Source organism: Microbacterium hydrocarbonoxydans (assembly GCF_023715885.1).
Taxonomy (GTDB): Bacteria; Actinomycetota; Actinomycetes; order Actinomycetales; family Microbacteriaceae; genus Microbacterium; species Microbacterium hydrocarbonoxydans_C.
The window spans coordinates 127,331-150,260 of sequence record NZ_JAMBOY010000002.1 but is presented as its reverse complement, the minus strand read 5'-3'; the positions used below and the strand labels follow the sequence as shown (position 1 = coordinate 150,260).

The following is a 22,930-nucleotide window of genomic DNA, read 5'->3' as shown; positions in this document are numbered from 1 at the left end:
CGTCAGAGGTCGAGCGAGTCGTTCGGCTCGAGTGCGAAGAACTCGCCGCCGTTCTGCTCGGTCGCCCATTTCAGGCGGTCGCGGTGCATCATCTTTCCGGCGACCGACAGCGTCATGTCGTGCGTGCCGAATGCGCGGCGCGGCTTGACCGCGAGCACATAGTCCATGGCCTCGCCGATCTTCAGCCACGGTGCCCCGAGCGGAGCTGCGAGCGTTCCCACCTCGACGCCCTCGGGCACGGCGTACGAGTCGCCGGGGTAGTAGAACTCGCCGTCCACGAGCACGCCCACGTTCTCGGGCACGGGCAGCGACGAGTGGATGACCTCGTGCGTCCCGCCGAAGAATCGCAGCTCGAAAGGGCCGGCCATCACGGTGTCACCCGGAGCGACCACGGTGATGTCATATCCGTCGGCTGCCTTCGCGACACCGGCAGGGCCGAAGATCGGCGTGCCGGGTGCGGCGCGCAGGATGCGGTCGAGGTGTTCGGGCGTCCAGTGGTCGGGGTGTTCGTGAGTGAGGACGACCGCCACGAGGCCGCTCAGGTCGTCGAGCGGGCTGGTGAAGGAACCGGGATCGATCAACAGGACGTCGGTACCCTTGTCGATGCGGAGGGCGGCATGTTCGAATTTCGTGACGCGCATGAGGTGAGTCAACTCCGTTCCGATAGGTCTCGCAAACGGCTTGACAGCACGCCACGCCCGGGATCCCGCTCCCTCCGGCCTCGATTTGGCGCAGTGAGAATCGCCGTGGCATACTTGAACGGTTGTCGCGGGACGGAAACGCTCCGCAAGACGGCCCCATCGTATAGCGGCCTAGTACGCCGCCCTCTCACGGCGGTAACGCGGGTTCGAATCCCGCTGGGGTCACACAACACGCGAAAGCCCTCGGTTCTCCGAGGGCTTTCGTCGTTTCCGGACGCCGAGCGACCCGAGGAACGCCGACTCCGAGCGGGAGCTAGGTGTTCGGCCGTCCGGCCGCTCGCTTCAAGCCCGTGAGCCAGAGCGCGACGACCGTGCACGCCAGCGAGAGCGCGGCGAGCGGGAAGTCCAGCCCGTACGTCGTGATCGCGAGGATCGGGGCGATGAACACCACGACGGCGAGCACGCAGATCCGCATCCCGGGGAGCCGGGGGATACCGGGTCGCGGCGCCGCCTCGAACCGCACGAGCCACAGCGATGCCGCCCAGACGACGGCCAGGACGACCAGCAGGAAGAGCGGTCGCGTCCACCACCAGACGGCGCTGCCCGGCGCGGGCATCGGAACGGGCAGCAGCAGCTCGATCCCGATCAGGACCATGATGACCGGCAGGTGCCAGAGGTAGATGGTCATCAGGCGCGAGCCCACGACGAACACCACGCCCTGCGCGGCCCGGGTCTCCATCAACGCGGCGAGGGGCCTGTGCAGCAGCGTGAGACCCGCCGCCTGGATCACCGCGAGGACAGCCATCGGCGTGGTGGGCGGCCACTGGTTGCCGAGCATGCTCCATGAGTACCCGTCGAGCGAGACGAGGCCCCAGAGCGCCAGGTACCCGGCGGTCATGATGAGCACGAGCTGCCACCACGGCCGACGCGAGAACCAGCCGTCGAAGAGGAAGAAACCGACCTGCTGCGCGAACAGCCACACGAACACGATGTTCGGGACTCCGAAGAGCTCCTGCCCTGCGCCGTAACCCTCGGGAGGCACGGGCTGGATGCCGAGCAGACCGCCCACCACGATGTAGCGGAACCCGTCGACGAGGAGAGCGAGGCCGAGGAGCACGACCAGCACGCGCGCGCCGTACTTCTCGTGCAGGCGCATCATCGTCGGTGCGGCCGCCTGCACGAGCAGGTAGGCGGCGAGGAACCACAGCGGCGACCCGACGCCGACCGCGACGACGTCGACGAGCGCGGGATCGACGCCCAGCAGACGCACGGCGCCCAGCGCGACCGTGAAGAAGACGAACAGCGGCACGGCAGGACGCGCGAGGCGAGCCAGGCGCACGCGGACGAACGAGTCTGCGCTCTCCCCGCGGCGCTGCGCGGAGCGCCACCCGGCGCGGGCCGCATAGCCGCCGACGACGAAGAAGAGCGGCATGATGTTCGCGACCCAGGTCGCCGCGCTGAACCACGGCTGCGCCTCCACGGTCCGCTCGATCAACAGCGAGCCGTCGGGTCCCCGCCCGACCCCCGTGAAGAGGATGTGCACGAACACGACCAGCACGACGCAGACGACGCGGGCGAGGTCGAGAGTGAGATCGCGCCCGACCGGTATCGCCCGGGCGGTCGTATCGGTGGCGGCACTGCTCATGCCGACGACTCTAGCGGCGGGCGTCGTCACGACCCGCTCGCCGCCGTCCAGGCACCTCGAGTTCAGCGAAGGAGGGTCGCCCTGCACGGGCGGCCCTCCTTGCGGGCCGGTGGCGTCTGCGCGTCAGTCCTCACCCGGCGCAGGTGCGGCATCCGCCCGCGCGAGGCGACGCCGGCGACGAGTGCGACGGACGAGCCAGACGATCAGCACCACGACGGCGGCGACCGCGAGCCACGGGAGGAGGAATCCGACAGCGATCACCAGAGCGTTGAGCGAGACCACGAGACCGTTCCATCCCGCGAGGACGCCGTCGCCGAAACCGGCGGGGTCGGCGGTGGTCGGTGCGTTCGCCTTCGTGAGCTGCACCTGCACGCTCGACATCGCGACCTGATCGTCGAGGGCGGCGAGCTGCTGCTCGTACGATTCGAGCTGCGCCTGGCGGTCGGTGAGGGCGACCTCCGCCTCGATGAGTTCCGAGACGCTGCCCGACTGCGCCATGATCTCCGTGAGCCGCTGCACCGACGCCTTCGTCGCATCGACGCGGGCACGCAGATCGATCGCGGTCGATGTGACGTCCTGCTGCGAGATCGACGACGAGACGATCTCACCCGAGTCGCCGAGCGCGTCGATCACCGCCGTCAGCTCGGCGGACGGCACTCGGATGCTGATCCAGCCGTACCCGGAGGCCGGCGGCGTGGGCATGGACGTGTCGTCGACCGTGGAACTCCTACCCACCTCGGTGCTCTCGACATAGCCGCCGCGTTCCGCTGCGAGCGTGCTGATCTCGTCCGCCGCTTTCGCGATGTCGTTCACCTCGAGCGTGACGTATCCGGTCGCCACGATCTCGCGGTCCGCTCCGTCCACGGCGCCTGGAGCGCTCGCGGAGGCGTCTGCGCCGGGCGCGGCTTCCGAGACACTCTGCGGAGCGCTGCGATCCGGTGAAACGCCGTTCGAGTCCTGCGCCGTGCCTCCGGTGAGCATCTCGCCGCTCTCCGCCGTGCTCGTCGCGCTCCCGCCGACGGCGTTCAGGATGGGCGGCGTCACGAGCACTCCGACGACGAAGGCGGCGGCGATGCCGGCGCCGGTCAGCCATCGGTGGCGGCGTACAGCCGACCGGTCGGCGACGGGAGCGGGGCGAGGCCGTTCCGCGTCGATCTCGTCGAAGACAGCGTGCTCGATGCGGGCGACGGCCTCGTCGGAGAGTTCAGGCAGGTCGGGGGTCTTGTCGTTCATGCGTCGCTCGCTTCCTGGACGGCACTCCGCAATCGGGTGCGCACTCGCGAGAGACGGTTCCGAACGACCGCGTGGCTGATGCCGAGCTGATCCGCGGCCGCCTGATAGCCGTAGCCCTCGGCAGCGCAGAGTCGGAAGATCGCGCGATCGAGCTCGCTGAGCGTTCCGACCTCCTCGACGATCCGGTCGGCCAGCGCCGCCGTGATCACCTGCTCCTCGACGTTCACCGTCGCGGGCAGCGTCTCATCGACGCCATCCGCCGTGTGAGCCTGGTCGCGACGTCGCCGGCGCAGGCGGTTGGCCGCCTGGAACCGGCAGATCGTCGCGAGCCACGGCAGCGCGGAATCACCCTGAAGATCGAGTCCTGGCAGCTTGCGCCACGCGGTCACGAAGGTCTCCTGCGTCACGTCCTCGGCGTCGGGTGCCGAGCCGACGATGCCGTGGGCGATCCAGTAGACCGGTCTCACGTACGAGCGGTACAGCTCGCGGAAGGCGCGTTCGTCGCCCGCGGCGGCCTGCGCCACCCATCTCTGATCACTCGTCTGCACGGCATCCTGCTTCCGTTCGGTGTCTCTCACCCGGAAAGTGTCGGCGGATGCCCCATCGTCTCAGAATCGGCGCACGGACGTTCCGCGCCTCCCCGGGGTCTAGCATTGACTTCTGCGAGAGGGAGTATCCCGGATCCGCGCGTAACGTCATCACGAGCATCGGCGAAGCTGCTCCGGGCGCGCGACGCACCATTGTGCGGGGGAGAGACTTTCGGTTCTTTCCCTGCCTTCCGAAAGGTCCCCGCGACTGTGGACATCCCTCTCTGGTTCGAGATCACCTCGATGGTGGTGCTGAGCCTCATCCTCATCGGCGATCTGCTGCTCATCCGGCTGCGCCCGCACATCCCGTCCACCAAGGAGTCGACCCTCTGGGTGGTCTTCTACGTCGGGCTCGCCCTGCTCTTCGCGGTGGTCCTCGGCAACGTCGCCGGTTGGCGCAACGCCGGCGACTTCATCACCGGCTGGGCGTTGGAATACAGCCTCTCGGTCGACAACCTCTTCGTCTTCGTGCTGATCATGGCCCAGTTCGCAGTGCCGCGACGGCTGCAGCAGCAGGTGCTGATGGTGGGCATCATCATCGCCCTCGTGCTCCGCGGCGCGTTCATCCTCGTGGGCGTCACGATCATCGAGCACTTCTCGCCGATCTTCTACATCTTCGGCGCCTTCCTGATCTACACCGCCATCAAGCAGGCGATGCCCGAGGGGGAGCACGACGACGACGTGAAGCGCGAGAACTTCATCGTGCGGCTGCTGCGTCGCCGCATCGACATCAGCGAGACGTACGACGGCTCGAAGATCCGCACCACGGTCGACGGCAAGCGCATGTGGACCCCGATGGTCATCGTGTTCATCACGATCGGCGTGACCGACCTGATCTTCGCGATCGACTCGATCCCCGCGATCTTCGAGATCACGACCAACGGCTTCCTCGTGTTCGCCGCCAACATCTTCGCTCTCATGGGCCTGCGCCAGCTCTACTTCCTGCTCGGCGATCTGCTCGACCGCCTGCGGTACCTGCACTACGGCATCGCGGTCATCCTCGGCTTCATCGGCGTCAAGCTCATCCTGCACGCCCTGCACGAGAACGAGCTGCCGTTCATCAACGGCGGCCAGCACGTCGAATGGGTGCCCGACATCGACAACCTCGTGTCGCTCGGCGTGATCGTCGTGTCGATGGCCGTGGCGACGATCGCAAGCCTCATTGCGTCCTCACGGGAGAAGCGCGCGGTGACCCGGAGCACGCCCGTGGAGTGAACGCCTCACCCGGCTGACCAGAGCTGCTCGGCCTCGAGCGTGAGGTCGATCACCTGACGGAGCAGTGCCCCGACGCTGGTCGACTGCAGCAGCGTGAACTGGTCGTACTCGCCGAGCGGGGCGATCGCGGCGAGCTGCCAGGAGGCGGCGAGGGGGTCGTCGGAGATCTCGGTGTCGGGATCCCAGCGCCCGTCGACGCGAGAGAGCACCCGTCGCACGATCGCCTCCGCCTCCGTGCGCAGCGGGGTGAGCGCCTCGTTCCAGGTGAGATGCGGGAGCAGCGAGACCTCTGCGCGCGGGTAGGGGTCGTCGTCCAGCCAGCGCTCGACCGTGAAGCGCTGAGTACCGACAGCGACCGTGCGCAGCACCTCCGCACCCGCCGTCACGCTCACCAGACGGGCCAGGGTGCCGATGCCGCTGCGCCGATCGCCGCCTCCGACCTCGTGACCGCGTTCGATGAGCACGACGCCGAACTGCGGGTCGTCGTCGTCGAGCAGCTGACCGATCATCGTGAGGTAGCGCGGTTCGAACACGCGCAGGGGGAGCGGGGTGTACGGGAACAGCACCGAGCCGAGCGGGAACATCGGTATCGCAGTCATGACCCCAGTCAACACCGCGCGACGTACAGTGAACAGATGCGCAGACCCCGCCCCGACACTCCCGGCCCCGGACAGGAATCCGTCTGGGACTATCCCCGGCCCCCGCGGGTCGAGCCGGTGCCGGAGCGCGTCACGATCAGGCTGGGCGGCGAGGTGATCGCGGAGACGACGGATGCCGTGCGCGTTCTCGAGACCAGCCACCCGCCCGTGTACTACCTCCCGATCGACGACTTCGTCGACGGCGCGCTCGTCGACGCTGCTGGGTCGTCGTTCTGCGAGTTCAAGGGCGCGGCCCGTTACCTCGACGTGCGAGGGGGCGGAACGGTCGCGCAGGGCGCCGCCTGGAACTACCCGCAGCCGTCGCCCGGCTTCGGCGTGCTCGCCGACAGGGTCGCGGTGTACGCCGGGCCGATGGACGCCTGCACGGTCGGAGACGAGGTCGTCACGCCGCAGCCGGGTGGCTTCTACGGCGGGTGGGTGACGTCGACCGTCACCGGACCCTTCAAGGGCGTCCCCGGCTCGATGGGCTGGTAGCCCGGCGGTCGGCCCGTTCAGAAGGCGCGCAGGTTCGCCTGCAGCCCGCCGTCGACGTACTCCCGGCGGAGGATGCCCCGTCGGCGCAGCACCGGAACGAGCTCGTCGAGCGTGCGGTGCAGCGTGACAGGGTGGAAGTCGCCCCACAGCAGCACGCCGTCGTTCCCCCACTCGCCGAGTTCTTCCACGAGGTCGGCGAACTCCTCCGCCGTACCCACGAAGCCCGTGCCGTCGGTGATGCGGCCGGCTCTGGTGAGGGCCGTGAGGTGAGCGCGGAGCGGTGCGTCGTCACCGCGGTCGCCCACCAGTCGCTGGATGCTGCCTCGTGACACGTGCGGCCCGAAGATCGACAGATCCAGCGGGCGGTCGAGATCGAGCGTCGTGAGATCGGTCTCCAGGTCGCTGGACTGCTTGCGCGCGATCTGCAGGAGTGCGGCGTCGTCGGGGTGCGCCGAGGCGGCGACGATGCGGTCCGCCTCCTCGGCGGAGGTGGTGATCACCGGCTGGATCGCGAAGAGGATCCTGATGTCGTCGGGCCTGCGCCCCGCCGCGACGGCTGCGTCGTGGATCTTCGCACGATAGGCCCTGACGGACGCCTCGTTCAGCGGGGCGAGTGCGAGCTGCACGTCGGAGTTCGCTCCCGCGAAGCCGAGGCCGCGCCCGGAGCCGCCGGGAGAGACGATCGCCGGTTCGCCGTCGGTGAAGGGGATCGCGTTCAGCGGACCGTCGAACGAGTAGTACTCGCCCCGGTGCTGCGTCGCGGAGAGCCGGCTTCCATCGGCGTACACGTCGGTCGACCGGTCGGCGACGAGCGCGCCTTCTTCCCAGCTGCGCCAGAGCGAGCGGATGCCGTCGAGCCACTCCTCGGCGCGGTCGTACGCCTCGTCGTGGCCGAGCTGCGCGGCATCCGAGAAGTGCCGCGCACTGCCGGTGTCGGTGACGACGTTGAGGCCGAGACGGTGTCCGCTCAGGTGCTGCAGCGTCGCGAACTGACGCGCGGCCGTGTACGGCAGGTAGGCCGCGGGGTTGACGGTCGGCACCACGCCGAGGTGTCGCGTCGTCTGGAAGAGATACGGCGCGAGCAGGAGCGGGTCGTGCTTGGGGCCGCCGAACGCGTGCCGGACCCGGAGGTCGATGGTCTCCGGCGAACCCATCGACGGCGCGTCCTCGATGATGACGAGATCGAAGCCTGCCTGCTCCAGCGTGCGCGCCGCCTCCTGGTAGATCTCGGGGCGCGTCCAGTCGTAGTCCCAGTCGAGCGAGGGGTAGCCCCATCCCTGCGGTCCGAAACCGCGGGCGAGGAACCACCCGAAGTGCTGGGGCCCGCTCATGCCACGGCCTCCCGGGCGGGGGCGAGGACGCGGGTGAGGTCGGCGATCAGGTCGGCGACGTCTTCGATCCCGATCGACAGACGAAGGGTGCCGGGGCGTACTCCGAGCACCTCACGCTCCTCGTCCGTGCGCGAGGCGTGGCTCGTGGTGCCGGGGTGCAGCACGAGAGAGCGCACGTCGCCGATGTGCGTCATGTGCGTGAACACGCGGACGTCCTCGACGAAGCCGCGCGCGGCCTCGAGACCGCCGCGCAGCGTGAAAGTGAAGATCGAGCCGTATCCGCCGGTCAGGTACGTCGCCGCGAGGCGGTGGTGCGGGTGGCTCTCGAGACCCAGGTAGTCGACGCTCTCGACCGCCTCCTGCGCCGCCAGCCAGCGGGCGACGTCCAGTGCGTTGCGCGACTGCCGCTCGACGCGGAGACCCAGCGTCTCGGCGCCCTGTCCGATCAGGAAGGCGTTGAGCGGGGAGGGAGAGGCGCCGAAGCGCGGAGCGACCGACTCGCGGGCGTACGCGAGTCGCGCGTTGCCGCCGTGTCGTGCAGCCACGCTCGCGAGACCGCCGCGACCGGGGAGCACGAGGTGCGGGGCGTTGTGACCGGCCTTCGCCGCGTCGAAGCGTCCGTCGTCGACGAGCACACCTCCCAGCACCGACCCGTGCCCGGCGAGGAACTTCGACGCCGAGTGCACGACGATCGCTGCTCCGTGCTCGATCGGGCGGATGAGATACGGGGTGGCGAGCGTGTTGTCGACGATGAGCGGGATCGCCGACTCGTCGCCGACCGCGCTGACGGCGGCGATGTCGAGCAGGTCGTTCCGCGCGTTCGCGATCGACTCCGCGAACAGGGCCCGCGTGTTGGGCCGGATGGCCTCTCGCCATGCGTCGGGATCGTTAATGTCGTCGACGAAGCTCGTCTCGATCCCGAGCCGGGTGAGGTTGTCGAGGAAGAGGCCGCGCGTCCCCTCGTAGATGTGCGTGGACGAGACGATGTGGTCTCCGGCTCCCGCCACCGTGAGCAGCGCGGTGGCGACGGCGGCCTGACCGCTCGCCACCAGGACCGCGTCCGCTCCGGCCTCGAGGGCGGCCAGCTGACGTTCGACGGCCCGGACCGTCGGATTCCCGGTGCGGGTGTATCCGAAGCCGTCGCCCGTGCCGAAGTGGTTCGCCGCGTGATCGAAGTCGTCGAACTCGAAGCCCGCCGTGAGGTAGATCGGCGTCGCACGCGACGCCGCCGGCTGCTGATTGCGGGCGGCGTGGACGGCCTTGGTGGCGAAGCCGAGGGAGTCGTCGGTCATGCGGATGCCTCTCGATGGTGCGGGTCACAGTACTGTGTCACGGCGTGACTCGCCGCGCGGAAGCGGTGGTAACCTGACGTCATGCGGATCGTGCTCCTCCTTAGCGGCCGCGACGAGACCTCGTTCTGAGCCCCTCCTCGTCGCGGAGTCCATCGTGGGCCGAACCGCCAGCTTCAGGAGAACCGCATTGAACACCCCCGCATCGGAGTCCGCTCCCGCACGCCGCAGGACACTGGCCGAGAAGGTCTGGGACGACCATCTGGTCGTCAAGGGCGAGAACGGCGAGCCAGACCTCATCTACATCGACCTGCACCTCGTGCACGAGGTGACGAGCCCGCAGGCCTTCGACGGTCTGCGCGCAGAGGGGCGTCCGCTCCGTCGTCTCGATCTCACGATCGCCACGGAGGACCACAACACCCCGACGTGGGAGATCGACAAGCCGATCGCCGACCTCACGAGCCGCACGCAGATCGAGACCCTGCGTCGCAACGCCGCGGAGTTCGGCGTGCGGCTCCACTCGCTGGGTGACGCCGAGCAGGGCATCGTGCACGTGGTCGGCCCGCAGCTCGGCCTGACGATGCCCGGCATCACCGTGGTCTGCGGCGACTCGCACACCTCGACGCACGGTGCGTTCGGAGCCATGGCCTTCGGTATCGGCACCAGCGAGGTCGAGCACGTCATGGCCACCCAGACCCTGCCGCTCAAGCCCTTCAAGACCATGGCGATCACCGTCGAGGGCACGCTGCGTCCAGGGGTCACGGCGAAGGACATCATCCTCGCGGTCATCGCGAAGATCGGCACCGGCGGCGGACAGGGCTACGTGCTCGAGTATCGCGGCAGCGCGATCCGCGCCCTCTCGATGGAGGGGCGCATGACGATCTGCAACATGTCGATCGAGGCCGGTGCCCGTGCCGGCATGGTCGCGCCGGACGAGACGACGTTCGCGTACCTCGAGGGGCGTCCGCACGCACCGAAGGGACAGGACTGGGAGGATGCCGTCGCCTACTGGCGAACCCTGCCCACCGACGAGGGCGCCGAGTTCGACGCCGAGGTGTTCATCGACGCCGACGACCTGGAGCCGTTCGTCACCTGGGGCACCAACCCCGGCCAGGGCAGCTCCTTGTCGGCCTCCGTGCCGAACCCGGCGGAGATCGCCGACCCGAACGAGCGTGCCGCTGCCGAGCGTGCGCTGGAGTACATGGACCTCACTCCGGGCACCCCTCTCAAGGCGGTTCCGGTCGACGCCGTGTTCATGGGGTCGTGCACCAACAGCCGCATCGAGGATCTGCGTGCCTTCGCGTCGATCATCAAGGGCAAGAAGAAGGCCGATGGCGTCCGAGTCATGGTCGTCCCCGGATCGGCCCGCGTGCGGCTCGAGGCCGAGGCCGAGGGACTCGATCAGGTCATCAAGGACTTCGGGGCGGAGTGGCGATTCGCCGGCTGCTCGATGTGTCTCGGCATGAACCCGGATCAGCTGGCACCGGGAGAGCGCTGCGCCTCCACGTCGAACCGCAACTTCGAAGGCCGCCAGGGCAAGGGCGGCCGTACGCACCTCGTGTCGCCCCTCGTGGCCGCGGCGACCGCGATCCGCGGCACGCTGTCGAGTCCCAGCGATCTGAGCGAGTTGGCGGAGGTCTGACCATGGAGAAATTCACGACGCACACGGGGATCGCCGCACCGCTCAAGCGGTCGAACGTCGACACCGACCAGATCATCCCCGCCGTCTTCCTCAAGCGCGTCACCAAGACGGGCTTCGACGACGCCCTGTTCCACGGCTGGCGACAGGATCCGGACTTCGTGCTGAACCAGGCGCCGTTCCAGGGCGCGAGCGTGCTGGTGGCAGGGCCCGACTTCGGAACCGGTTCGAGCAGGGAACACGCGGTGTGGGCATTGCGCGACTTCGGCTTCAAGGTCGTCCTGAGCCCGCGCTTCGCCGACATCTTCCGCGGCAACTCGGGCAAGCAGGGGCTGCTGGCCGCGACGATCTCGGAAGACGATCTCGAGCGGATCTGGGCGGAGATCGACCGGAATCCCGGCGCATCCATCACCGTCGACCTCGAGGCGCGCACCGCGTCGATCGGCGACATCCAGGCCGAGATCGGTATCGACGATTACACTAGATGGCGGCTCCTCGAAGGGCTCGATGACATCGGGCTCACCCTGCGCAACGAAGACAAGATCGCGCAGTTCGAGGCCCGCCGCGAGTCGTGGCGGCCCCGGACTCTCCCCGTTCAGTGAACGGAGGGGCGGGGGAGCCGAGGGCGACCCCGCCCCGATTTTCCTGAACGAAGTGAGGCCCGAATGACGACACCTGTGCGCGACGCTCTCCCCGACGGGGTGCCCCCGCTGACCGGAGACGTCCTCGCCATTCGAGGAGGGCGGCCGCTGCGCGGTCGTGTCGACGTCAAGGGCGCGAAGAACCTCGCGACCAAGGCGATGGTGGCGACTCTGCTGGGCGAGACGGCCAGCACTCTGCGCGACGTTCCGGCGATCAGCGACGTCGCCGTGGTGCGCTCGCTGCTCGAGGTGCATGGAGTGCGGGTGTCCGAGGGCGATGAGCCCGGCTCGCTCACCTTCGATCCGAGCGATGTCGAATCCGCGCACTTCGAGGAGATCGACGCCCACGCAGGAGCCTCGCGCATCCCGATCCTGTTCTGCGGCCCTCTTCTGCACAGGCTCGGACAGGCGTTCATCCCCGACCTCGGCGGATGCCGCATCGGCGACCGCCCCATCGACTTCCACCTCGATGCGCTCCGCAAGTTCGGCGCCACGGTCGAGAAGCTGCCGAGCGGCATCCGTCTCTCCACGGGCGGAGCCCGGCTCCACGGCGCGAACATCCACCTGCCCTACCCGAGCGTCGGCGCCACGGAGCAGGTGCTGCTGACCGCGGTCCGCGCCGAGGGCGTGACCGAGCTGCGCAACGCGGCGATCGAGCCCGAGATCATGGATCTCATCGCCGTGCTGCAGAAGATGGGCGCCATCATCTCGTACGAGCCGAACCGCGTGATCCTCATCGAGGGCGTGGAGAAGCTGCGCGGTTACGACCACCGGTCGATCTTCGACCGCAATGAGGCGGCGTCCTGGGCGTCCGCAGCGCTCGCGACCGACGGCGAGATCTTCGTCGGCGGCGCGAAGCAGCAGGAGATGCTGACCTTCCTCAACGTCTTCCGCAAGGCCGGCGGCTGGTTCGACATCCAGGAAGACGGCATCCTCTTCCGTCGCGAAGGCGAGCTCAAGCCCGTCGTCGTGGAGACCGACGTCCACCCCGGTTTCATGACCGACTGGCAGCAGCCGCTCGTCGTCGCGCTCACTCAGGCCAAGGGGCGCTCGATCGTGCACGAGACCGTGTACGAGAACCGCCTCGGCTTCACCGATGCCCTCGTCAAGATGGGCGCGGACATCGTCGTGCACCCGCGCGGGCTGCAGGCCGGCCCCCGTCGTGTCCCGCGTCGCGACCTCGAGCAGGCTGCGGTCATCACCGGCCCGACCCCGCTGCACGGCGCAGACATCGTCGTACCGGACCTTCGCGGCGGCTACAGCCACGTGATCGCGGCGCTGACGGCCGAGGGCGAATCGAAGGTGTCGGGAGTCGACATACTCAGCCGCGGCTACGAGAAGTTCCTCGCCAAGCTCGACGCTCTCGGCGCCGACTTCGACGTTCTCCGGTGACCCCGATGGGTTCCCGGTCGACGGAGACCACGCGGCCGAGCCTGTTCTGGCCGCTCGCGGTGATCGTGATCCCGGTCATCTCGCTGCTGGCGAAGATCCGCATCACGGGCGCCGAGAAGCTCCCGCAGAGGGGCGCCTTCGTCTTGGCGCCCAACCACTACTCGGAGTTCGACCCGCTCATCGTGGCGCTCGCGGTGTGGAGGATCGGCCGAGCTCCGCGGTTCATGGCCAAGGAGAGCCTGTTTCGGGTACCGGTGCTGGGATGGTTCCTCACCCACACGGGTATGATCCCCGTGGCGCGCACGTCGTCGGCATCGGCCGCGAAACAGACGATGAAGCAGTCGGAGGAGCTGGTCGAGCACGGCCGCGGAGTGATCGTGTACCCGGAGGGCACGCTCACGCGCGACCCCGACATGTGGCCGATGCGCGGAAAATCGGGCGCGGTCCGGCTGGCTCTCGCCGACGGCATCCCGCTCATCCCGATGGCGCACTGGGGTACCCAGGCGATCATGGGGCGGTACCAGAAGGGTCTGAGTCTGTGGCCGCTGCGCAAGCGCGTGGAGGTCGTGGTCGGCGACCCCGTAGACGTCTCGGACCTGCGCGGTCGTGCGAGCGAGCCGGCCGCGCTGAACGAGGCAACCACCCGGCTCATGAACGCCATCACGGCTCTGCTCGAGGAGCTGCGCGACGAGAAGGCGCCGGCCGAGCGCTGGAACCCCTCTGCTCACGGACAGAAGGAGACGGGTCGCCTTGACTCCTAAGCGGACGATTCCAAGCGGTCCCCGGGTCGCGGTGATCGGCGCCGGGAGCTGGGGGACCACCTTCGGCAAGATCCTCGCCGACGGCGGGGCGCAGGTGACCATGTGGGCGCGTCGCGCCGAGCTGGCTCACGAGATCGACGAGGCCAAGCGCAACTCGAAGTATCTGCCCGGCATCAACCTTCCGCGCACGATGAGCGCCACGCACGAGCTCGCTGTCGCGATGCGCGATGTCGATCAGGTCTACCTGTCGGTGCCGAGCCAGTCGCTGCGCGAGAACCTGAAGGCCCTGCGGCCCCTGCTCACCGGGAACGATGCGAAGATCGTCAGCCTCATGAAGGGCGTCGAGCGCTCGACGGGTCTGCGTATGAGCCAGGTCATCGAGCAGGAGCTGCGCTGCGACCCCGACCGGGTCGCGGTGGCGTCCGGACCGAACCTGGCGCTGGAGATCGCGCGCGAGCAGCCGACCGCGGCCGTGATCTCGTCGCGGAGCCAGGAGACGGCGGAGGAGGTCGCTCGCGCCGCGCGCAACGACTACTTCCGCACCTTCGTCAACACCGACGTGATCGGCACCGAGTTCGGCGGCGTGCTGAAGAACCTCATCGCGGTCGCGATCGGCATCGTCGACGGGGTGGGGTACGGCGAGAACACCAAGGCGTCGATCATCACCCGGGGGCTCGTCGAGATGACCGACTTCGCGGTCGCGAACGGCGCGCATCCCGAGACCCTGCAGGGACTCGCCGGGCTCGGCGACCTCATCGCGACGTGCCAGTCTCCGCTGAGCCGCAACAACACGGCCGGGCGTCTGCTCGGCCAGGGGTACAGCTTTCAGGACGTGGTGAAGCAGATGCAGCAGACGGCCGAGGGCCTCGCCTCCGTCGCGCCGGTGCTGCAGCTCGCTCGCGAGTCCGACGTGGACATGCCCATCGTCGAACAGGTGAAGATGGTGCTCGACGGGAAGATGGATCCCCGCGACATCGCACCCCACCTCACGACGGACGACGACACCCCGCAGGGGGAGAGGACCAACCATGGACAAGCAGAGGGTGGTGGTGCTCTTCGGCGGGCGCTCCAGCGAGCATTCGATCAGTTCCGCAACGGCGGGCGGAGTGCTGGGCGCGATCGATCGTGACCGCTACGACGTGATCCCGGTGGGGATCACGCGGGAGGGTGCCTTCGTCCTCGAGGACGACGACCCGGCGAAGTTCCCGCTGGATGCGGCGCATCTGCCCGAAGTGGTCGACAACGGCACCCGCGTGCTCTGGCCCGAACCAGGGGGCAACCGCACCCTGCGCGTGGTGCAGGCGGACGGAACGGTCGACGGGCTCGGCGAGATCGACGTCGTGCTGCCGATCCTGCACGGTCCGCACGGGGAGGACGGCACGATCCAGGGGTACTTCGACACGCTGGAGGTGCCGTACGCCGGCGGCGGCGTGCTCGACTCGGCGCTCTGCATGGACAAGCACTTCATGAAGGTGGCGCTGCAGGCCGCCGGTATCGCCGTCGCTCCGTGGCGCACGGTGCGTGCCAAGGAGTGGGCGTCGGATCCGGATGCCGTCCGCGCCGCCGCTGCGAAGCTGGGCTCGCCGCTCTTCGTGAAGCCGGCTCGGGCCGGGTCGAGCGTCGGGGTGTCGAAGGTCGAAGCGCTCGACGAGCTCGATGCCGCCCTCGCCGTCGCGTTCGCGGAGGACGACAAGGTGCTCATCGAGACCGGTGTCGTCGGGCGCGAGATCGAGGTGGCAGTGCTCGAGGGAGCCGAGGGCGTCCGTGCATCCCTCCCCGGGGAGATCGTGCTCACCTCGCGCGGCTTCTACGACTTCGAGGGCAAGTACCTCGGCGGTGACGGCGTCGACGTCGTGTGCCCCGCCGACCTCGACGAGGCAGAGGTGTCGGCGATCCAGGATGCGGGCATCCGCGCGTTCGAGGCCGTGGACGGTCGCGGCCTGGCCCGCGTCGACATGTTCCTCACCGCGTCGGGCGAGCTCGTCGTCAACGAGCTGAACACGATGCCCGGGTTCACTCCGATCTCGATGTTCCCCAAGTGCTGGGTCGTCTCGGGTCTGAGCTACGGGGACCTCATCTCCGAGCTGATCGAGGCCGGTCTGCGTCGCTGAGCGCAGCGGCTCGACCGCCGCGCGTCAGCCGTCGGTCGAGCCGTCGCCGGTGCCGTCGTCGGTCGGCACACGATCCGTGCACCGCGCCGTGGCGGGCGCCAGGCCTGCCCGGATGCTCGTCGACAGCTGCTCGACGACCGTCCGGAAGTCGATCTCCGAGCCTCGGCGGATGATGACCTCGATCGCCGGATCCCGTCCGTAGGTGACGAGACGCTGCCGCTCCTCCTCCTGGTCGAGCACGAGCCAGTCGACCCCGCCGATCGTGGTGCACACGTCGGTCGACGGCGCGGGCGGTTCGACGCCGCAGCGGAGCACCACCGTCGGGTCTCCCCAAGCGCCGGTGGCCTGCGCGTCGGTCCACACCCGGTCGAGATCGCCCACTGCGTCGGGCAGGAGCACCGAGACCTCGGCGCACGCCGGATCGTTCGCGTCGTCGGCCGGCTCCAGGTGGATCGTGGTCGAGCAGCCGGCGAGTCCGGCCGCGGCGACCAGCATGCCCGCGACGAGGAGCAGACGGCGAGAGGAGGGCATGCATCCAGGCTACCTTTGACTGCATGCCCTCCCGACCCGATGCCGACGACCCGCGCCTGGGCGACCTGTCGGAGGGGGAGATCCTCCGAGCCATCCTCGCGCGGACGTCACAGGCGTCGCACACGCTGATCGGCCCCGGCGACGATGCCGCGGTCATCGCCGCGCCATCCGGCTCCGTCGTCGCGACGACCGACACGCTCGTGCACGGTCCTGACTTCCGGCTCGCCTGGTCGAGCGGTTTCGACCTGGGCTGGAAGGCCGCGGCGGTCAACCTCGCCGACGTGGCGGCGATGGGCGCGCGTCCGACGGCGCTCCTCGTGGCACTGGCTGTGCCGCGCGACCTCCGGCTCGCTTTCGTGGAGTGCCTCGCCGACGGTTTCCGCGAGGCCTGCGCAGCGCTGGCGCCCGGCTGCGCGGTCGTCGGCGGCGACCTGACCGTGTCGGATGTGCTCACCGTCGCGGTCACGGCTCTCGGGGACCTCGAGGGGCGCGCTCCGATCACGCGCAGCGGCGCCCGTCCCGGTGACACGGTCGCGGTCGCGGGCGAACTCGGACACGCCGCGCAGGGGCTCCAGCTGCTCTTCGGCCGGTTCCGCGACGGCGAGACCCCGGTGCCCGTCGACGCCGCGGTGCTCGGAGACGGCGACCGTGCGGCGCTCGACGCGCAGCTGCGTCCTTCGCCGCCGATCGGGCTCGGGCCGATGGCGGCGATCGCCGGTGCCTCGGCGATGATGGACGTCTCCGACGGACTCGCGCTGGACGCGCGGCGCATGGCGGCGGCGTCCGGGGTCACGATCGACCTGTCGGCGGCGGCGCTCGGCGACGATCCGTTGCGTGCTCTCGCCGGAGGCGAGGATCATGCGCTGCTCGCTGCGTTCCCCGGCGCGGTTCTGCCGCCCGGCTTCCGATGCATCGGCGCGGTCGGGGACCGGTCAGAACATGACCTGCTCCTCGATGGGGCGCCGGTCGATGTCAGCGGCTGGGATCCCTACCGAGACTGGGACTCGGCGTCAGGCTGACGCGGCGTCGTCGGCCGCACGAGGCGTCGCCCACCACAGGGTCGTATCGCCGTAGGTCTTCTCGCGGAGCAACTCGAGTCCGGCGGCGGCGAGCTCGGGCGGGCTGGACCGTTTCGCGCGTTCGATCACGACGAGCGCCTCCGGGGCGAGGAGCGGCGCGAGCGCGAGCAGATCGCCGTTCATGGCCTCATCGCCCAGATCGTAGGGCGGGTCGGTGAAGACGAGGTCGAACGGTCCGGTCGTGCGCTGCAGGAAGGCCCGGACGCTGCTCTGGTGCACGCGCGCAGGAGAGAGCGCGCCGGCCTTCGCGACGACGCCCGCGTTGCGCCGGATGATCCCGACGGCGGTCCGCCCGTGCTCCACGAGGTCGACGGATGAGGCACCCCGGCTCAGCGATTCGAGGCCGAGCGCCCCCGAACCGGCATACAGATCGAGGACGCGTGCGCCGACCATCGCGTCGGCGGACTCGAGGGCGCCGAACAGCGACTCGCGCACCCGGTCGCTCGTGGGTCGGGTGCCGCTTCCCGGCACGTCCAGTCGGGCACCTCTGGCAGCGCCGGCGATGATCCTCGTCACCCGTTCACGATACGACAGCGCTCGCGCGCGCCGTGTCGGCGCCGCCTTCTAGACTCGGATCATGCCGCTCTCGCTCGACACGTCTCTGCAGGAGGCGCTCGGGGCGACCCCGGCGAAGGCGCTCGACCGGGCTTTCGGGATGACGACGGTGGGCGACCTGCTCTCGCACTATCCGCGACGGTACGCGGATCCGGGTGAGCTCACCCCGATCCGAGAGCTCCCGATCGGCGAGACCGTCACGATCGTCGCGGAGGTGCTGTCGTCGAGCGCTCGCGCCATGCGCAATCGGCGCGGCGCGATGGCCGACGTGGTGATCGGCGACGGTATCGGCAAGATGTCGCTGACGTTCTTCGCGAAGAACCTCGGCGCGGCGAAGTGGCGGGCCGAGGAGCTGGCGGTCGGGCGCCGCGGCGTGTTCTCCGGCAAAGTCGGGGAGTTCAACGGCGTGACGCAGTTCGCGCACCCCGAGTACGAGCTCTTCGACGACGAGGATGCCGCGCGGCGCAGGGCGGACGCACGCGCCGCCGTCCTCATCCCGATCTACCCGGCGACCTCGAGTCTGCAGACCTGGCAGATCGCGAAGTTCGTCGGGCGGGTGCTCGACGACCTCGGAGACGTGCCGGAGCCGCTCGCCCCCGAGGTCCGGACGCGGGAGGACCTGCTGACGGCGCGTGAGGCGCTCGAGCAGATCCACCGTCCCAAGACCCGCAATGACATCGATCCTGCGGTCCGCACGCTGCGCATGCACGAGGCGCTCACATTGCAGACGGCCCTGTTGCAGCAGCGGGACGCGGTGCGCGCGCTGTCTGCGACGACGAGGCCTGCGAGACCGGGAGGGCTCCTCGAGAGATTCGACGCGGCGCTCCCGTACTCGCTCACGCCCGACCAGCAGACGGTCGGCGAGCAGATCGCGCGCGACCTGGTCGGGGCGTGGCCCATGAACAGGCTCGTTCAGGGTGAGGTGGGCTCGGGCAAGACCCTCGTGGCGTTGCGCGCCATGCTCCAGGTCGCCGAGTCCGGCGGTCAGGCCGCGCTCATCGCACCGACGGAGGTGCTCGCAGGGCAGCACCTCCGATCGATCACGAAGATGCTCGGGCCCCAGCTCGCTCCTCTCGTCATGCCGACGCTGCTGACCGGGCAGATGCCGGCCGCCGAGAGAAGAAAAGCCGCGCTGCGCGTCGCCTCGGGCCAGTCGCTCATCGTCGTCGGCACGCATGCCCTGCTCGGCGAGAAGACGACCTTCGCCGACCTCGGACTCGTCGTCGTCGACGAGCAGCACCGGTTCGGTGTCGAGCAGCGCGAGGCGCTGCGCGCGAAGGGGTCGAGCCCGCACGCCCTCGTGCTGACGGCGACGCCGATCCCTCGGACGGTCGCGATGACCGTGTTCGGCGACCTCGACACGTCGGTCATCCGCACGATGCCGAAGGGGCGAGCCGGGATCGAGTCGTTCGTCGCACCCCTCGCCGAGCACCCGGGGTGGTTCAACCGCGTTTGGCAGCGTGCAGCCGAGGAGATCGCCCAGGGCCGCCAGGTCTTCGCCGTCTGCGCGGCGATCGACACGACCAAGAAGACCGCCGAGGTGGGCGAGCAGGCACTCCTGCAGGGCGACGGCGCGACCGGTCCGAAGTGGGGCGTGGTGCAGCTCGACGAGGCTCTGGCCACGCATCCGACGCTCGGCGGTCTGCGCAGGGCGGTCCTCCATGGACGCATGCCGTCGGATGAGAAGGACGCCGTGATGCAGTCCTTCGCCCGCGGAGACATCGACCTGCTGATCGCCACGACCGTGATCGAGGTCGGCGTCGACGTGCCCAACGCCTCGACCATGATCGTGCTCGACGCCGACCGCTTCGGCGTCTCGCAGCTGCATCAACTCCGCGGGCGCGTGGGTCGAGGCGGCGTACCGGGTCTCTGCCTCCTCGTCACAGAGGCCGAGGCGGGTTCCGTCGCACGCGAGCGCGTGGATGCCGTCGCCGCGACGCTCGACGGATTCGCCCTCGCGGAGGTCGATCTCGAGCTGCGCGGAGAGGGCGACGTGCTGGGAGCGGCCCAGGCCGGAGTGCGCTCGTCGCTCAAGCTCCTGCGCGTGGTCAAGGATTCCAAGCTCATCGTGCGGGCCCGGGAGCTAGCCGAGGCGATCCTCGCGGACGACCCCGATCTCACTGCGAATCCGGGCCTTCGAGCCGCCATCGCACGACGAGTGACGGAAGAAGACCGCGCCGCCCTCGCGAAGAACTGACCGCGGTTCGAGGTGCCCTAGGCTGGACGCATGAGCAGCCGGATCGCCGTCGTCCCGGGTTCCTTCGATCCGCCCACCCTCGGTCACCTCGACGTGATCAGGCGCGCGGCGAAGCTGTACGACGAACTGCACGTGCTCGTCGTCCACAACCCCGGCAAGGAGGCGATGCTGCCCATCGCCCAGCGCATGGCGCTGCTGGAGCAGTCGATCGCCGAGGACGGGATGGACGGCAACGTCATCGTCGGGTCATGGAGCATGGGTCTGCTCGTGGACTACGCCCGCGACGTCGATGCCGGCGTGCTGGTCAAGGGCATCCGCTCGCAGGTGGACGTCGCCTACGAATCCCCGATGGCGATCGTCAACCGACACCTCGCCGACATCGAGACGGTCTTCCTGCTGCCGGATCCTGCGCACGCCCTCGTGTCGAGCTCGCTCGTGCGGCAGGTCGCGGGTCTCGGTGGGGACATCTCGCCGTTCGTGCCGCCGGCCGTCGCGTCGTTCCTCGACACCGGCTCCCGCGGGATCTGACCGTCCCGCCGTCGGGGCTCCGCACTCAGGCGCCGACCAGCCCCGCGCCCCGCCGAGCCGGTAGCATTGCGGGGTGCGTTCCCGATTCAACGGCCCCTTCGTCCTCCCCGTCCGCGACATCGTTCGCAAGCCGGGAGAGATGCGCGAGCATGCCTTCACGGTGACTCTCGACGAGCAGTGGGGCGAGGGCATCGTATCGTTCGCGCACGGCTCGCAACTCGATCTGGATGTCCGCCTCGAGTCCGTTCACGAGGGTATTCTCGTGTCGGGCGCGGCGGACGCGGAGTTCTCCGGAGTGTGCGGTCGGTGCCTCACCGACATCACCCGGCCCGTCGAAGTCGAGTTCCAGGAGCTTTTCGCGTATCCTGGTGAGGAAGAAACTGACTTCGAGGTTCAAGACGACCACGTGGATCTTGAAACTCTTGTCAGGGATGCGGCCGTATTGTCGCTTCCATTTCAGCCGGTGTGTCAGCCGGATTGCCCCGGGCTCGACCCGGTCACGGGCGAGAGGCTGACCGAGAGCACCGGATCGGAGCAGGCAGCTCCCATCGATCCTCGATGGAGTGCGCTCCAGCAGATCACAGACCAAGACGGCGCGGCAGAGAGCAGCGCCGCCGAGAAAGAAGAGAGCTAGTCATGGCTGGTAACCCCCCGAAGCGCAAGGTCTCCCGTTCCAACACCCGCTCGCGTCGCGCGCAGTGGAAGGCCGAGGCCCCCGCGCTCGTCAAGACCGTCGAGAACGGCAAGGTCGTCTACAGCCGTCCGCACCAGGCGAAGGTCGTCACCGACTCCCAGGGCACCGAGCTCTTCCTCGAGTACAAGGGCCGCAAGGTCGCTGACGTCTGAGTCGCGACTCCAGATCGTGACAGAGGTCCCTGGGGGGACGAGACCTCTCCCTGAGAAGCTCCGCGTCGATATCGACGCGGAGCTTCTGGAGTTGGCGCTCACCCACCGCTCGTACGCCTACGAGCACGGGGGCATTCCTCACAACGAGCGCCTCGAGTTCCTGGGCGACTCCGTGCTCGGGCAGGCCGTGACGGTGATGCTCTTCACCAGCCATCCGGAACTCGACGAAGGAGCTCTCGCGAAGCGCCGAGCGAGCGTCGTGTCGACGGTCGCGCTGGCGGAGGTCGCGCGCGGGATCGAGCTGGGCAGCCACCTGCTGCTCGGCCGCGGGGAGGAGCAGACCGGGGGACGTGACAAGGACTCGATCCTCGCGGACACGATGGAAGCGGTGATCGGCGCCACGTTCCTGTCGGCGGGCCCGGATGCCGCGACCGAGCTCGTGCTGCGTCTGACCGAGCCGCTTCTCGCCGACCCCGAGCGCTACGGTGCGGCGATGGACCCGAAGACGAGTCTTCAGGAGCTCGCAGCTCGCCTCGGCCTGACTGCTCCGCAGTACTCCATCGAAGCCAGCGGACCCGATCACGACCGCCGCTTCACGGCGACCGTGGTCGTCGGTGATGTCAGCATGACCGGTCTCGGCAGCAGCAAGAAGACCGCCGAGATGGCCGCCGCGCTGAGCGCATGGCGCCTCTTGAACGAGCGTGCCTGAGCTCCCCGAGGTCGAGGTCGTGCGTGCCGGTCTCGCGCCTGCCGCGATCGGGTCGCTCATCACCGCTGTCAGCGTGTTCGATGAACGTGCCCTGACCCGGCATGCGGCCGGCGCCGAGGACTTCGTCGCCCGTCTCGAGGGACACCGCTTCGCGGCAGCGGATCGACGCGGCAAGTTCCTCTGGCTTCCGCTCGACTCGGGCGAGACCGCGCTGATCGCCCACCTGGGCATGAGTGGCCAGATGTTGCTCCGCTTACCCGACGCGCCGCCCGAGCGGCATGAGCGCATCCGGATCAGCCTCGAGCATCCGACCCACGGCGAACTGGCAGTCGTGTTCGCCGACCAGCGGACTTTCGGCTCGCTGGCCGTCGACGAGCTGCGCGACGACGGACCGTCGCGCATTCCCTCGCAGGTGCTGCACATCGCTCGTGACCCGATGGATCCGCTGTTCGACGATGCGACGCTCCTCGCCGCTCTGCGCCGCCGCGGCAGCGGGATCAAGCGGGTTCTGCTCGATCAGCAGGTGATCAGCGGTGTCGGCAACATCTACGCTGACGAGTCGCTGTGGGCGGCCCGCATCCATCCCGAGACCGCCGCATCCGCTCTCTCCACGCGAGCAGCCCTGCGGCTGCTCGCCGAGATCCGCGCCGTGCTCGCCAAAGCCCTCGCCGAGGGCGGTACGAGCTTCGACGCACAGTACGTCAACGTCAACGGTCAGGCGGGCTACTTCGCCCATTCCCTCAACGCGTACGGACGCGGCGGTGAACCGTGTCCGCGGTGCGGCGGCCCGATCCGCCGCACCGCGTTCATGAACCGGTCGAGCCACTACTGCCCGCGCTGTCAGCGCCGCCGCTGACTCGACCGGCG

The 22,930-nt window shown here is 69.2% G+C and carries 24 protein-coding genes and 1 tRNA gene; 16 read left to right on the top strand and 9 right to left on the bottom strand.

The features are described 5' to 3' along the window. Positions 1-2: 2 nt before the first annotated feature. Complete coding sequence (locus M3195_RS05070; protein ID WP_251585469.1) at positions 3-641, bottom strand: MBL fold metallo-hydrolase; 639 nt, start codon at positions 639-641, stop codon at positions 3-5. Between the two features lie 152 nt (positions 642-793). Here M3195_RS05070 and M3195_RS05065 point away from each other — a divergent pair. Continuing rightward, positions 794-866: transfer RNA gene (locus tag M3195_RS05065), tRNA-Glu, on the top strand. Between the two features lie 88 nt (positions 867-954). Here M3195_RS05065 and M3195_RS05060 read toward each other — a convergent pair. The 3 genes from M3195_RS05060 to M3195_RS05050 all read right to left on the bottom strand — a co-directional run bounded on the left by M3195_RS05060 (position 955) and on the right by M3195_RS05050 (position 4,097). After that, a complete protein-coding gene (locus M3195_RS05060; RefSeq protein ID WP_251585468.1) occupies positions 955-2,286 on the bottom strand; it encodes an acyltransferase family protein in 1,332 nt (443 codons plus the stop codon). A 123-nt stretch (positions 2,287-2,409) separates the two neighbouring features. Beyond that, complete coding sequence (locus tag M3195_RS05055; RefSeq protein ID WP_251585467.1) at positions 2,410-3,519, bottom strand: DUF4349 domain-containing protein; 1,110 nt, start codon at positions 3,517-3,519, stop codon at positions 2,410-2,412. Next, positions 3,516-4,097, bottom strand: a complete 582-nt coding sequence (locus tag M3195_RS05050) for an RNA polymerase sigma factor (RefSeq protein WP_251585466.1) — start codon at positions 4,095-4,097, stop codon at positions 3,516-3,518. Before M3195_RS05050 ends, M3195_RS05055 begins: the two co-directional genes overlap by 4 nt. A 219-nt stretch (positions 4,098-4,316) precedes the next feature. On the opposite strand from M3195_RS05050, the gene M3195_RS05045 reads away from it, so the two are divergent. Continuing rightward, entirely contained in the window at positions 4,317-5,321 is a 1,005-nt protein-coding gene (locus M3195_RS05045) for a TerC/Alx family metal homeostasis membrane protein (RefSeq protein ID WP_251585465.1), read from the top strand. Positions 5,322-5,326: 5 nt separating this feature from the next. Here the strand turns inward: M3195_RS05045 and M3195_RS05040 are convergent, their stop codons facing one another. After that, positions 5,327-5,920, bottom strand: a complete 594-nt coding sequence (locus tag M3195_RS05040; protein ID WP_251585464.1) for an LON peptidase substrate-binding domain-containing protein — start codon at positions 5,918-5,920, stop codon at positions 5,327-5,329. Between the two features lie 36 nt (positions 5,921-5,956). Here M3195_RS05040 and M3195_RS05035 point away from each other — a divergent pair, with 36 nt between their 5' ends. Beyond that, the gene (locus M3195_RS05035; RefSeq protein WP_251585463.1) at positions 5,957-6,454 is read left to right on the top strand and encodes a DUF427 domain-containing protein; all 498 of its coding nucleotides are present in this window, start codon (positions 5,957-5,959) and stop codon (positions 6,452-6,454) included. Positions 6,455-6,471: 17 nt separating this feature from the next. On the opposite strand, the gene M3195_RS05030 is transcribed toward M3195_RS05035, so the two are convergent. Next, complete coding sequence (locus M3195_RS05030; RefSeq protein ID WP_251585462.1) at positions 6,472-7,785, bottom strand: LLM class flavin-dependent oxidoreductase; 1,314 nt, start codon at positions 7,783-7,785, stop codon at positions 6,472-6,474. Continuing rightward, positions 7,782-9,077 carry an O-acetylhomoserine aminocarboxypropyltransferase/cysteine synthase family protein gene (locus M3195_RS05025; RefSeq protein WP_251585461.1) on the bottom strand — a complete coding sequence of 432 codons (1,296 nt, stop codon included), beginning with the start codon at positions 9,075-9,077 and terminating at the stop codon, positions 7,782-7,784. Before M3195_RS05025 ends, M3195_RS05030 begins: the two co-directional genes overlap by 4 nt. Positions 9,078-9,264: 187 nt before the next feature. On the opposite strand from M3195_RS05025, the gene leuC reads away from it, so the two are divergent. From leuC to M3195_RS04995, 6 genes are all read left to right on the top strand, one after another. Beyond that, on the top strand, positions 9,265-10,716 hold the full coding sequence (gene leuC, locus M3195_RS05020) for a 3-isopropylmalate dehydratase large subunit (RefSeq protein ID WP_251585460.1): 1,452 nt from the start codon (positions 9,265-9,267) through the stop codon (positions 10,714-10,716). A 2-nt stretch (positions 10,717-10,718) separates the two neighbouring features. Further along, positions 10,719-11,315 carry a 3-isopropylmalate dehydratase small subunit gene (leuD, locus tag M3195_RS05015; protein ID WP_251585459.1) on the top strand — a complete coding sequence of 199 codons (597 nt, stop codon included), beginning with the start codon at positions 10,719-10,721 and terminating at the stop codon, positions 11,313-11,315. Positions 11,316-11,378: 63 nt separating this feature from the next. After that, a complete protein-coding gene (gene murA / locus M3195_RS05010) occupies positions 11,379-12,746 on the top strand; it encodes a UDP-N-acetylglucosamine 1-carboxyvinyltransferase (RefSeq protein ID WP_251585458.1) in 1,368 nt (455 codons plus the stop codon). Positions 12,747-12,751: 5 nt separating this feature from the next. Next, positions 12,752-13,507, top strand: coding sequence for a lysophospholipid acyltransferase family protein (locus M3195_RS05005; RefSeq protein WP_251585457.1), 756 nt, complete (start codon positions 12,752-12,754; stop codon positions 13,505-13,507). Next, a complete protein-coding gene (locus tag M3195_RS05000) occupies positions 13,497-14,636 on the top strand; it encodes an NAD(P)H-dependent glycerol-3-phosphate dehydrogenase (protein WP_251585456.1) in 1,140 nt (379 codons plus the stop codon). Before M3195_RS05005 ends, M3195_RS05000 begins: the two co-directional genes overlap by 11 nt. Beyond that, the gene (locus M3195_RS04995; protein ID WP_251585455.1) at positions 14,536-15,618 is read left to right on the top strand and encodes a D-alanine--D-alanine ligase family protein; all 1,083 of its coding nucleotides are present in this window, start codon (positions 14,536-14,538) and stop codon (positions 15,616-15,618) included. Before M3195_RS05000 ends, M3195_RS04995 begins: the two co-directional genes overlap by 101 nt. 24 nt (positions 15,619-15,642) lie before the next feature. Here the strand turns inward: M3195_RS04995 and M3195_RS04990 are convergent, their stop codons facing one another. Next, positions 15,643-16,149, bottom strand: a complete 507-nt coding sequence (locus M3195_RS04990) for a DUF3515 domain-containing protein (protein WP_251585454.1) — start codon at positions 16,147-16,149, stop codon at positions 15,643-15,645. Between the two features lie 23 nt (positions 16,150-16,172). On the opposite strand from M3195_RS04990, the gene thiL reads away from it, so the two are divergent. Continuing rightward, positions 16,173-17,168 (top strand): thiamine-phosphate kinase, encoded by a 996-nt coding sequence (gene thiL, locus M3195_RS04985; protein WP_251585453.1) that lies wholly within the window; start codon positions 16,173-16,175, stop codon positions 17,166-17,168. On the opposite strand, the gene rsmD is transcribed toward thiL, so the two are convergent. Further along, entirely contained in the window at positions 17,160-17,744 is a 585-nt protein-coding gene (rsmD, locus tag M3195_RS04980) for a 16S rRNA (guanine(966)-N(2))-methyltransferase RsmD (protein ID WP_251585452.1), read from the bottom strand. The genes thiL and rsmD overlap by 9 nt on opposite strands. A gap of 61 nt (positions 17,745-17,805) precedes the next feature. Here rsmD and M3195_RS04975 point away from each other — a divergent pair, with 61 nt between their 5' ends. The 6 genes from M3195_RS04975 (at position 17,806) to mutM (ending at position 22,919) form a co-directional block, all read left to right on the top strand. Then, on the top strand, positions 17,806-19,980 hold the full coding sequence (locus M3195_RS04975; RefSeq protein WP_251585451.1) for an ATP-dependent DNA helicase RecG: 2,175 nt from the start codon (positions 17,806-17,808) through the stop codon (positions 19,978-19,980). Between the two features lie 30 nt (positions 19,981-20,010). Further along, the gene (gene coaD / locus M3195_RS04970) at positions 20,011-20,508 is read left to right on the top strand and encodes a pantetheine-phosphate adenylyltransferase (protein ID WP_251585450.1); all 498 of its coding nucleotides are present in this window, start codon (positions 20,011-20,013) and stop codon (positions 20,506-20,508) included. A gap of 139 nt (positions 20,509-20,647) precedes the next feature. Beyond that, entirely contained in the window at positions 20,648-21,142 is a 495-nt protein-coding gene (locus M3195_RS04965; protein WP_251586413.1) for a YceD family protein, read from the top strand. Between the two features lie 2 nt (positions 21,143-21,144). Beyond that, entirely contained in the window at positions 21,145-21,354 is a 210-nt protein-coding gene (gene rpmF, locus M3195_RS04960) for a 50S ribosomal protein L32 (RefSeq protein WP_050721097.1), read from the top strand. A 16-nt stretch (positions 21,355-21,370) separates the two neighbouring features. Then, entirely contained in the window at positions 21,371-22,063 is a 693-nt protein-coding gene (rnc, locus tag M3195_RS04955; RefSeq protein ID WP_251585449.1) for a ribonuclease III, read from the top strand. Beyond that, positions 22,056-22,919, top strand: a complete 864-nt coding sequence (gene mutM / locus M3195_RS04950) for a bifunctional DNA-formamidopyrimidine glycosylase/DNA-(apurinic or apyrimidinic site) lyase (protein ID WP_251585448.1) — start codon at positions 22,056-22,058, stop codon at positions 22,917-22,919. Before rnc ends, mutM begins: the two co-directional genes overlap by 8 nt. The last annotated feature ends 11 nt before the right edge of the window (positions 22,920-22,930 follow it).